Source organism: Gilliamella sp. Pas-s25, from assembly GCF_009795885.1.
In the GTDB taxonomy this organism is placed as follows: Bacteria; Pseudomonadota; Gammaproteobacteria; order Enterobacterales; family Orbaceae; genus Gilliamella.
Genome location: NZ_WTEV01000005.1, coordinates 123,162 through 133,307, shown reverse-complemented (window position 1 = coordinate 133,307; position 10,146 = coordinate 123,162). Strand labels below are relative to the sequence as shown.

Genomic DNA, 10,146 nt, shown 5'->3' with positions numbered 1-10,146 from the left:
TTGCCATTGTTGTTACCTTCTCTTATTTTTAGTTTATCATAACAATGACCTTATAAAACTGGTACTAATTAGTGTAGCCGATCCACAGGGCGAAAATCAAAGATAAAGGACATGTTAAAACTAGGGCAAGCGTATTTACATAAACAGGGTTATATCAAAAATGGCGAAATCATTCCCTCTATGGCTGGACTGGCTTTATATGCTAACTGTTCAAGGTCGAGTTTATATAATTATGCGAGTTCAAGCGAAGAATTTAAGGACATGTTAGAACTTATCAAAGCGCGCCAAGAAGTGGAGTTAATGAATAAAGGCTTAAAAGGCGAGTTTAACGCGAGTATTGCCAAATTGATGCTTGCTAATCATGGTTATTCTGAAAAGCAGATATTAGATCATCAATCTATGGGAAGTAGCATTACAGCCAAATCCAAACCAATGCGCATAGAACTAGTATCGCCATCACCAAAGGATTTAACCGCCGACAAGCAAAGAGCATAAACTTGTTACCTGCTCAAGTTTTAGACGCTCAAATTGAGCCACTTCTTATAGAATTTAAATATTTAAAAATCTATTTAATACATAATCACTAGTACTTATATAGGTATCCAAACAAGTATCCAGTGAAAAGCATTTAATAAATGGATACCAATTTAATCATAAAAGCCAGTTATCTTCATTATGAAGACAGCTTATAAAATTCTTTCATAAATTTTAATTTAAAGAAAATTAAATATTTATTATTGTTTTTCTCATATTTATTTATATTCTGTTTTAAACAGTAAAATACATATTGATATAACAAAATAGAGCTATATAATATTACACAACTTGTGTAATTGTACTTTTTAGGAGGCGTAATATGGCTACATCATCATTTAGCAAAACGTTTGTTTTGGCTGAGCCTCGTGACATTAATGTATTTCAGGAACTAGAGAAAGCACAAAGTACGATAAAAACTCGCGAGCGAGACGAGAAAGCCGAATCTAAAAAAGCAGTAAAATTATTTTCTAAAGTTTTAACCCGAAAAAATGCTCACGGTTAATCTGGATGAACTTATTAATGAATATGACGAGAAGGAAATAAAAAGCCTCCTTTGTTGTTTTTCTTGCCCTAGAAATAAAGATTTACAAGATTTCTTATGTAATTCAGCAATAGAATTTAGCAAAAGGAACGTATCAAAAACCTATCTTATTATCAACGAAGATAATCTTGATATTCTCGCCTATTTTTCTTTAGCATTTACATCAATACAATCAAGTAATTTTGAAATATCTAAAACATTAGTATCTAGTATGGATGGCTTTAATAAGCACGCTACAGAAATAAAAGTTCATTTGATTGGTCAAATTGGTAAAAATTTCGCAGTTGAAAATAATCCTATAAATCTTGGGTTAATATTACAAGAAACTTTCACAATAATTAAACAAATCCGCGCTATGGCTGGCGGTAGATTTGCTATATTAGAATGTAATAATAATCCCTCATTGATAGCACTATATAAAAAATACGGATTTAAAATATTGCCCACCCAAGAAGATGACGATCATCTTATCACTATGTGTATAAAAATTCCTGATTAGTAACCCCAATAATTTCATATCTAAAACAATTTAATGCATATAAACACAGTGCTATAATGTACCTAACTGTATATTACTGTATTATTTGCGTCTAGGCTGATCCCCGAACATTCGCAACCCTAGCGAACTGGCGCAAATATCTATTAGGGGCGTGAGAAATGTAGATGGTTAGTTTTGCTAAAATGGGAGTATTCGAGCAAGCTGTAAAATTACCTATAATTGAAACAAAAGAGCTTGCTTTATTATTATGTGGTTTAGAACCATATATGAAAATAAAAGACATACCAGCAGAGATGATAGCAGAGTTTAAAACATATAAAAATCATATTGAACGGTGCTTATATGCGTTAGATTTACGTTATCATAACAACGTTCATGCAGATATAATGTTTGTTATTGCTTACCCATTACTTGATGAAAATAATACGCCAGAACCAGTTAAAAATCGTGCTTTAAAAGCCATGATTAGATTTACAAGAACACAAAAATGGAGAGAAATGTTATACACGATCGGCGGTGATGAATTATTAGAAATAGGAATCGAATTATCTAAAAGCCAAAGAGGGCAATATAAGAAAGATGAAGAACAGGTAAACATTTATAAAATGACAGGCATTTTATTAAAATTATTAGCCAAGAAACAAGGTAATGCTTATGGTACTGTAGATAATCCTAATATAGCTACAATAAAAAGAGAAATTGATGACTTAGCAAAAGCTCATAGTTTGAGTTTAAATGGATTGTCCAAATCTTCATTTTATGAAAAAGCAAAAATAGCTCTTTCTTATACACTTGATTAGCATTTCAACTCAAATGACCAATTGACTTATAATCCGTTGGTCATCCCTTTCTATTATTAACTATCTTATTGAAAATAAAGTTATTTAATATATCCGAATTATTCTATTTATCTATTTGTGCCTTAAATAAAATAAAAATTTATAAAAAAATGTAAAAGATCATAAACGACCGATAACTCTCTACAACGATTATGTACTATTTTTTCTAAGATTATTCAATTAATTAATTGTTTTTATTAATATTATCATCGGACAAATTATTGGCGGAATATGTATTATTTTGGCGGAATTATAAATATTTTAAAGTAATTCCTATCTTAATGGATGGCTAAGTATTTATACAGTAATATAGTGTCAAATACTGATAAATTGAGGAAATAATTAATGAACAACAACATCCTATCCAAAAAAGAAGTAAAAGCCTTACTTCACTTCAAATCTGACACTAGCCTTTATACACTAGAACAGAAAGATGAAACTTTCCCCCAGAAAATTAGAATAGGTTTGCGTCGTGTTGGCTATCGAGCTGATGAGATTTATTCTTGGCTTGAATCTCGCAAAGTAGAACGTCGCGAGGTGGCATAATGGTAATAAAGCAAAACCCTTTATCTAACGAAATAGTAAAGGGCTTAGATTGGAACTTAGACGCCTCCAATCATAGCCAATCTTGCTATAAGTGTCTACATAAAAAGATAACCATTTAGTTAATTATTTAAGAACAAAGCGCATTTTTGCGCTGATGGTATCCCCTTGCCTAAATTTAGCTAAACGGGGAGTTTTCGGGCACGTTAGGAGATAAAAAATGACAGATTTTAATAATTTAGTGCCAGTAACAGAAACGCAATTAAACGGCAAATTACAACAAACAGTTAGCGCAAAGGCTTTACATAATTACTTAAAAGTAGGAAATGATTTTTCAACATGGATAAAGGGAAGAATAAAAGAATATGGACTTATTAAAAATGATGATTTTTTAATCTTTGATTCATCAGAATTCAGGAATCAAAGTACAAATAATGAACAACAAATAAAATGGACAACTAAGCGAGGTGGAGATCGTAAAAGTACAGATTATATCCTTACAATCGGAACCGCTAAAGAATTGGCGATGATTGAAAACAACGAGAAAGGACGAGCAATAAGAAAGTACTTTATACGTTGTGAAGAACACCTTAAAGAAATCGCGCCAGCAATCCAGAAGAAAGCGTTTAAGCGATTAAAAGCACGTTTAGAAGTCGCTGATTATAGCCGTCCTATGTGTGACGCATTAACTATACAACGATTATCCCTAGGCAAGGAGACCAAGCCACATCACTATACTAATGAATTTGATATGATTAATCGTATTGTACTTGGTATGACAGCAAAGGCTTACCGAAAAGCTCATAATCTCACGGGTGATATTCGCGACCATATCACCGAAGAACAACTTAATCACTTAGCTTACCTTGAGAAATCCAATATCACGTTAATAGATATGGGTTGGAATTATGAAAAACGAAAAGCAGAACTCATCAAGCTATCACAAAGCTACATAATTCGGTTATTGGGTAAGGTGGCTTAATTATGATGACTACACACCCATTTAACACCCTAGCAATAGGGCAATATACCCAAGCCCTAAATAATCGCTTAAATTGCTATTTTGATGGGATTAATGCCATCCAAAAGGTGAAATCATTCTTCTTGGTTGGCAATAATTCTAGTTTCCAGCCAAAAGATTCTATTTCAATGGAAACCCAAACGGAAGCCAGTGTAAAAGTACGCACTAAGTCCGCAGTGAAAACCGTTTTTTTAATGCGTACTAATCATTGCATGGGGTTGAATTTTAAAAGTAGGTTTCTTGAGTCCATAAAAAGGAGAATGGGAAAACAAATACCACCAATCAGTGGTATTAATTTAAAAGATTATTTCTTATCTAATTTAGCTAGTTTTTCGCGACAAGTAGCAATAACCCAAGCGGAAAAGTTAGTATTCTCTTTCTTGGATTGCTCGTCTATTCGCTCTATTAATTCATGGGGGAAGCGGATATCTTTACGTTTTGATTTACTTGTTTCGTTTGCCATATTAATTATTCATAAATTATTAATACGGACAATATACACGAAAACAAAGAGTAAAAATAGTGTTGACATGTGCGGACAAAATAAAATATATTGTACGGACATATTTGAAATTAACGTATTAATAAAAACAATAGCCCAGAGAGTTTGCGCCTCAATGAGCTATCTAACCACAAACATTAAACGGAGTAATGCTATGGCTAATAGTAATGATACCCTACGCCCTAAAAATGGGCAACCTGACCTATCTAATTTAATTTCTGTTTTAAATCTCTATCAAGCAGATATTCCAACACACCATTTACTACAAGCTGAGAACCATTTTGAAGAACTACAGCAATCTATTCTATATGGAATAGGTGCGATTGGTAACCTGATGTTTTGGGCTAGTGAAAATGAGAGTTATTCCGAGCAGAACCTTAAAAATGATATGCGCGATATTGGCTATTTACTAGCACAATTAAGGGATGTCGCTTGTTTCGCTTCAAATCAAATTAACCTACTTGATGCTACGCAAAACCATAAGGGAGGTAAATAGTATGTTGAAAACGAATCATCAAGAAAAGGGTAATCGTGAAACCAAACTATTTAAATTCTATGACCTATCAATGGCTCAAGTAGTCCAAATAACGGCAACAACCGAACGCCAAGCACGCAAGAGCCTAGGCAAATCATCCCTTATCTTTATTGCCAGAATTCGCTTATATCCAGTCATTGAAAGAGCCAGAAGCTTTGGAGGTTATCACTATGGGCAATAATAACTTTCAGATATTAAATAACATCGAAACAAAACTTATTCAAGTTCGGAGCATGGCTAAAATCGCTTTGGATAACACTAATTATAAGTGCGCAGGATATGACGAGCCTTTTATCGAACAAGCCGATATGAGTAATTTACTGTGGGTTATCGCTGATTTAGTAGAGCAAGCTTTTGATGAGTTACAAGAGTACGGGTTAATGGAGGATAAGAATAATGGCTAATATCTCATTGGACGCAATTAATACTATCAATACAAAACTAGGACAAGCTAACGCTATCACCACGCTTTTAATGGCTGATTGTGATTCAAACACGCCAATTAACGAAGAATTACGCTCCTATGCCCTTGATGCTGTATCTGACTTAATTAACGATTCTAAAAAGCTATTTAGAAGCGAAACCGAGCGCAAGGAGGCAAAGAATGAAAGAGTTTGATTTTGTCCATAACAATGACGGCACTATTACCGCATTAAGGCTTAAAAATGGCAAATATGTAGCACTACTTTCTTTTGGCAAGGATGAAATCTCTGATTTACTTGCTGATGTCACTAAGCGACTACCGCCCGAAGTTAGGCGATACATGACACAAATTAAGGGGGTAAATCATGGATAATCAGCAAGAAGTAACAGCAATTCATCATAGTATCGTTGATTCTACCATGGCGATTATCGCAGGTTTATTTTTAATTGAGCAGATTAATAAAAACGGTGCCAAGGTGTTTATTCATGAGGATATCAAGATTGATAAAGATTTAATTGTTTTAGGGTTAAAAGTTAGTCTTGAAGAATGCTTGATTGAAGACTTTGGCGAAAGTGAGGGGTTAAATCGTACCTATGGACTATTAAAAAAGATGTACGCCGAAAGTGATGATAAACCTATGGCATTAACCCAATTCGGGCAAGAAATGCTTGCAACGTTATTTATTGATTTAGCCGAAGATATCAAAGCTGAATCTAACGCAATAATTCATTAAGAGGGGATGTAATGAAAATCAATGAAATTACAGCCCAAGCCGTAGGTAAATGGGATTATGTCTTTCAATCATTGGGTATTGAGGTGGGTAATGGCAAGCATTGCCCTTGTCCTGTCTGTGGGGGTAAAGATAGATTTAGATTTGATAACCAAAATGGTAGAGGTACGTACATCTGTAACCAGTGCGGTAGTGGTGACGGCTTAGAGCTTATCAAAAACTATTATCATAGTGACGCTAAAGAAGCATCGAGTAAAGTAGCGGAGTGTTTAAATCTGTCTAATCACAATCACAAAATACGGGAAAATCTCGTATTTAGGAATATAGATTCCAAACAATTGCATAATAATAACATACCAGAAAATCCCGTATGTAAAAAGGTTGAGTATTTGCTATCTAAAGCAACATTAGGGCAATCTCAATACCTGACCAAGAAAGGATTAACCTTTGACTTACCCTTGTTAGATAACGGGCGCATTTTTGCGCCTATGCTGAATCTTCATAATGAATACGCAGGCGGTCAATTTATTGAGCTAGACGGCAGTAAGCACTTAATGAGAGGCTCAAATAAGAAAAGTGCTTTTATATTAGTGCGCTCAATATTGAGCAGACCTGCCGAGGTGTGCGCAAATTTGCTCGCACACAATGAAATTATTATCTGTGAGGGGTTGGCTACAGGGATATCAATAGCAGAATTCCGCCAACAGTCTATTGTTATATCCGCTATTGACGCAGGCAATCTTATTCATGTAGCTAAAGACATTCGTGAGTTAAACCCTACCGCTAAAATCATTATCGCAGGTGATAACGATATTGGACAAAGCCCAAATACGGGCTTAGCTAAAGCAATAGAGGCAGCTCAAGCGGTAAATGGTTATTACTCCGTTCCTGATACAGATTATAAATGTGATTGGGATGATTATAGGCAACAATTTGGGAGCGATAACGCTTCGGCTCATTTTAATAAAAACCTCATAAAACCAGAGTTATCCACCATGACAAAACATAACATGCAAAACGAGTTATCAAGCATGAACCTATCGCAAATGGCATCAAGCCAACGGGCTGAACTGCTCAATCAATATTATGATAATAACCTTGCGATTAACCTTACTACCGATGAAATCTATCACTATCAAGATAACGCATGGCAACCTATAAGCGATAAACTATTAATGCGAACACTAGCCGATTTATTTACTCAATCAGGCGAACCTTTTAACCCTATGCGAATTAGCTCAGCGGTTGAATCGCTCAGGTTATCACTGCCGATAATGGGAACACCTCAGAAAGATTTAATCTGCTTTAAAAATGGCGTATATGAGCTAAAAAGTCAAACCTTTAGACCACACAATAAGCCAGATTGGCTATTAGTTAGTAATGATATTGATTACTACCCTGCCAAAGAAAAGGAATCTTTTGATACTCACGCGCCAAACTTCGCTAAATGGCTAAAAAGAGCATCAGGCAATCAAGATAAGGCTAAAAATATCTTAGCTGCGCTATATATGATATTGGCTAATCGCCATGACTGGCAATTATTCTTAGAGGTTACAGGCGCAGGCGGTAGCGGTAAAAGTGTTTTTGCTGAAATTGCGACGATGTTATCAGGTAAAAACAATACTGTAATAGGCACTATGGACGCATTAGAAAAGGCAAGGGATAGAGCCTTAATCGTGGGTTACTCATTAGTCATATTACCCGACCAACCTCGTTATATGGGCAGTGGCGCAGGATTAAAAGCAATTACTGGCGGTGATGAAGTCGCAATAGACCCAAAACACAAGCAACCCTATTCTTGTAAAATCCCTGCGGTAGTTTTGGTTATCAATAACGAGGCAATGAGATTTAACGAGCGTAACGGCGGTATATCACGGCGTAGGGTTATCTTTCACTTTGGCGAGGTTATCCCTGAAAAAGAGCGAGATTTAAACTTGGTTAGCAAAATAGAGCAAGAACTCCCCTCAATTGTGAGGTTGCTATTAAATGAGTTTACCAGTCCAACAGAAGCCAAAGAAAGACTACACCAGCAACAACAATCAGACGAAGCGACGGCGATTAAACGCGAATCTGACCACTTGGTGGATTTTTGTAGTTATCTTGATGTGCTAGATCATCCCAATGGTATGCTTATGGGTAATTTAGGCATAATACCATTTAACCCTAAAAAATATTTATATCATGCTTATATTGAGTATGTGCGAAATACAGGGCTTAATAATCCATTGTCCTTGAGTGGGTTCGGTTTATCATTAAATTACGCCATAAAAGAAAATAGAAAGGCATACATTAAAAAACGAACTAATATAGGGGTAAAAACTAATTTAGAAATAAACCCAGATATGTGTAAAGATTGGCTACCTAAAGCCGAAGATCCTAACTAGTAGCTCAAATTGAACAACCAAAATAAGACCGCCCTAATTGGCGGTTTTTTATTGAGTGAATACCTAAAGTGTATACTTGTGAATAGTAAACATTCAAGTATACACCACTCAAACCCTTTTAGAATAAGGCTTCAAGCAGGTAGTGAACACCGTGCATACTTTTTTATAAAATTTTATTTTTATGGGGGGAGGTATAAAAAATCTAAAACATAATTAACGGATACCGCTCACCTAGATAAATTTTTACACCGTCAAAATTCTAAAACCAATTTTTAACCTTTCAATTTGGCAAGATTAAAATACCTAATTTTTTTGGGGGGCACTTTTTCTTTTGGGGGTACAAATGGGGGTACGGCAAACAGAATAAACAAACGCAATGCTTTATAATAAAGGATTTAAACAGTGCTTTTCAAGTCCCGCCCACGCACCAAATCAATAAACAGCAACATTCTTTTAAACCCAACAAAGCACACCAAACCTAGTAATAACAAGCCTCAAAGTCTATTTTATTGCCCATTAAGTATCAGTAAGGTACATTTACAACCAAAGTTTTTAGTTATACGGTTGGGTATACAAATACAATATATACCTAAAATTATTAGGGTCAAAATACTCTACTATTAACACATTTTTAGCTTAAAACGGTATTCACAAAAATACGAGTAGATTTTATTGGTTAGATATAAGAATGTTCTGTAATTTAAATCAAATTTAGTTAAAAGATGATAATGAACTTGCGGTTAGTATTAGTTAGTATAGAATTTTCGTAAAGATAATTTCAACATGTAAATAGTCAGGAAATAGAATGTACACTTTAAAAAAATATTTAGCTGGTTTATTTGTGTTCTTTAGTGCATCTTGTTTTTCACTAGAGCATCTTGTCACTTTTGTTTGTACTGGTAATACAGGAAGAAGCCCAATGGCAGAAGCTATCGCTAGTGATTACATAAAAAAACACAATTTTAATATTATCGTTCAATCCAGAGGTGTCAATGTCGATCCCAAAGAAGTTACACCCGAAGATGGAACTATTACTGTCTTAAAGTTAAGAGGCATTGATATTTCATCACACAAAGCAACACAATTAACGAAAGAAGATATCGATAAATCAGAATATTTGCTGACCATGACGCAAAAACATAAGGACACGATTTTAAGTGAATATCCTGACGCTAAAGGTAAAGTATTTACATTAGCTGAATTTTCAACAGGCAAAAAGGAAGATCTTTCTGATCCATATAAAAAACCACTGGAAGCCTATACTAAAGTGGAAAGCCAATTAGATGAATTTTTGCCATTAGCCTTAAATAAAATAGCAAAAAAGTAATATACTATTGAAGTATTAATTGTATAACGGAATATATGCGTAATTTGAAAAACCGCCTCAATTGGCGGTTTTTATATAGATTTGGATATGGTTTATCATACATCAAGCGCTTACTGAAAATACTGAACAAAAAAACGATCACACCTTTAGTTATCCAAACGCAATTAATACTTATAAACTGAATCTGCAATTATATTTTTATACTGAAACGTATAGTTACCTGAAACTTTTTCACAAAAACTGTAAAGTTTTGCCGACAATGTC

Annotated in this window: 14 protein-coding genes; all 14 read left to right on the top strand. The window is 34.5% G+C overall.

What is annotated here, in order from left to right; all coding sequences use genetic code 11:
- The first annotated feature begins 111 nt into the window (after positions 1-111).
- The 14 genes from GQ593_RS04045 to GQ593_RS03975 all read left to right on the top strand — a co-directional run bounded on the left by GQ593_RS04045 (position 112) and on the right by GQ593_RS03975 (position 9,882).
- Positions 112-495: a terminase small subunit gene (locus GQ593_RS04045; protein ID WP_160430775.1), complete on the top strand. Its 384-nt coding sequence runs from the start codon at positions 112-114 to the stop codon at positions 493-495.
- A 361-nt stretch (positions 496-856) separates the two neighbouring features.
- Entirely contained in the window at positions 857-1,039 is a 183-nt protein-coding gene (locus GQ593_RS04040) for a hypothetical protein (protein ID WP_065627087.1), read from the top strand.
- Positions 1,026-1,577 (top strand): hypothetical protein, encoded by a 552-nt coding sequence (locus GQ593_RS04035; protein WP_202115367.1) that lies wholly within the window; start codon positions 1,026-1,028, stop codon positions 1,575-1,577. Before GQ593_RS04040 ends, GQ593_RS04035 begins: the two co-directional genes overlap by 14 nt.
- A 164-nt stretch (positions 1,578-1,741) precedes the next feature.
- The gene (locus tag GQ593_RS04030) at positions 1,742-2,377 is read left to right on the top strand and encodes a hypothetical protein (RefSeq protein WP_160430773.1); all 636 of its coding nucleotides are present in this window, start codon (positions 1,742-1,744) and stop codon (positions 2,375-2,377) included.
- Between the two features lie 384 nt (positions 2,378-2,761).
- Positions 2,762-2,962: a helix-turn-helix transcriptional regulator gene (locus tag GQ593_RS04025; RefSeq protein ID WP_160430771.1), complete on the top strand. Its 201-nt coding sequence runs from the start codon at positions 2,762-2,764 to the stop codon at positions 2,960-2,962.
- A 217-nt stretch (positions 2,963-3,179) separates the two neighbouring features.
- Positions 3,180-3,941, top strand: coding sequence for an antA/AntB antirepressor family protein (locus GQ593_RS04020; protein WP_160430769.1), 762 nt, complete (start codon positions 3,180-3,182; stop codon positions 3,939-3,941).
- A gap of 2 nt (positions 3,942-3,943) precedes the next feature.
- Positions 3,944-4,978 (top strand): hypothetical protein, encoded by a 1,035-nt coding sequence (locus GQ593_RS13765; RefSeq protein WP_237397677.1) that lies wholly within the window; start codon positions 3,944-3,946, stop codon positions 4,976-4,978.
- A 1-nt stretch (position 4,979) separates the two neighbouring features.
- Positions 4,980-5,198: a host cell division inhibitor Icd-like protein gene (locus tag GQ593_RS04005; RefSeq protein ID WP_160430763.1), complete on the top strand. Its 219-nt coding sequence runs from the start codon at positions 4,980-4,982 to the stop codon at positions 5,196-5,198.
- A complete protein-coding gene (locus GQ593_RS04000) occupies positions 5,188-5,421 on the top strand; it encodes a hypothetical protein (protein ID WP_160430761.1) in 234 nt (77 codons plus the stop codon). The genes GQ593_RS04005 and GQ593_RS04000 overlap by 11 nt, the downstream gene beginning before the upstream one ends.
- Positions 5,414-5,635: a hypothetical protein gene (locus GQ593_RS03995; RefSeq protein ID WP_110454163.1), complete on the top strand. Its 222-nt coding sequence runs from the start codon at positions 5,414-5,416 to the stop codon at positions 5,633-5,635. Before GQ593_RS04000 ends, GQ593_RS03995 begins: the two co-directional genes overlap by 8 nt.
- Positions 5,622-5,813 (top strand): hypothetical protein, encoded by a 192-nt coding sequence (locus GQ593_RS03990; RefSeq protein WP_160430759.1) that lies wholly within the window; start codon positions 5,622-5,624, stop codon positions 5,811-5,813. Before GQ593_RS03995 ends, GQ593_RS03990 begins: the two co-directional genes overlap by 14 nt.
- Entirely contained in the window at positions 5,806-6,174 is a 369-nt protein-coding gene (locus tag GQ593_RS03985) for a hypothetical protein (protein WP_160430756.1), read from the top strand. The genes GQ593_RS03990 and GQ593_RS03985 overlap by 8 nt, the downstream gene beginning before the upstream one ends.
- Before the next feature lie 11 nt (positions 6,175-6,185).
- The gene (locus tag GQ593_RS03980; RefSeq protein ID WP_160430754.1) at positions 6,186-8,555 is read left to right on the top strand and encodes a primase-helicase zinc-binding domain-containing protein; all 2,370 of its coding nucleotides are present in this window, start codon (positions 6,186-6,188) and stop codon (positions 8,553-8,555) included.
- A gap of 805 nt (positions 8,556-9,360) precedes the next feature.
- The gene (locus GQ593_RS03975; protein WP_160430752.1) at positions 9,361-9,882 is read left to right on the top strand and encodes a low molecular weight protein arginine phosphatase; all 522 of its coding nucleotides are present in this window, start codon (positions 9,361-9,363) and stop codon (positions 9,880-9,882) included.
- Positions 9,883-10,146 lie beyond the last annotated feature (264 nt).

Bases quoted from the DNA above. Each gene is read 5' to 3' on its own strand.
- GQ593_RS04045 (WP_160430775.1), top strand. From the start codon at position 112: ATGTTAAAACTAGGGCAAGCGTATTTACATAAACAGGGTTATATCAAA.
- GQ593_RS04040 (WP_065627087.1), top strand. From the start codon at position 857: ATGGCTACATCATCATTTAGCAAAACGTTTGTTTTGGCTGAGCCTCGT.
- GQ593_RS04035 (WP_202115367.1), top strand. From the start codon at position 1,026: ATGCTCACGGTTAATCTGGATGAACTTATTAATGAATATGACGAGAAG.
- GQ593_RS04030 (WP_160430773.1), top strand. From the start codon at position 1,742: ATGGTTAGTTTTGCTAAAATGGGAGTATTCGAGCAAGCTGTAAAATTA.
- GQ593_RS04025 (WP_160430771.1), top strand. From the start codon at position 2,762: ATGAACAACAACATCCTATCCAAAAAAGAAGTAAAAGCCTTACTTCAC.
- GQ593_RS04020 (WP_160430769.1), top strand. From the start codon at position 3,180: ATGACAGATTTTAATAATTTAGTGCCAGTAACAGAAACGCAATTAAAC.
- GQ593_RS13765 (WP_237397677.1), top strand. From the start codon at position 3,944: ATGATGACTACACACCCATTTAACACCCTAGCAATAGGGCAATATACC.
- GQ593_RS04005 (WP_160430763.1), top strand. From the start codon at position 4,980: ATGTTGAAAACGAATCATCAAGAAAAGGGTAATCGTGAAACCAAACTA.
- GQ593_RS04000 (WP_160430761.1), top strand. From the start codon at position 5,188: ATGGGCAATAATAACTTTCAGATATTAAATAACATCGAAACAAAACTT.
- GQ593_RS03995 (WP_110454163.1), top strand. From the start codon at position 5,414: ATGGCTAATATCTCATTGGACGCAATTAATACTATCAATACAAAACTA.
- GQ593_RS03990 (WP_160430759.1), top strand. From the start codon at position 5,622: ATGAAAGAGTTTGATTTTGTCCATAACAATGACGGCACTATTACCGCA.
- GQ593_RS03985 (WP_160430756.1), top strand. From the start codon at position 5,806: ATGGATAATCAGCAAGAAGTAACAGCAATTCATCATAGTATCGTTGAT.
- GQ593_RS03980 (WP_160430754.1), top strand. From the start codon at position 6,186: ATGAAAATCAATGAAATTACAGCCCAAGCCGTAGGTAAATGGGATTAT.
- GQ593_RS03975 (WP_160430752.1), top strand. From the start codon at position 9,361: ATGTACACTTTAAAAAAATATTTAGCTGGTTTATTTGTGTTCTTTAGT.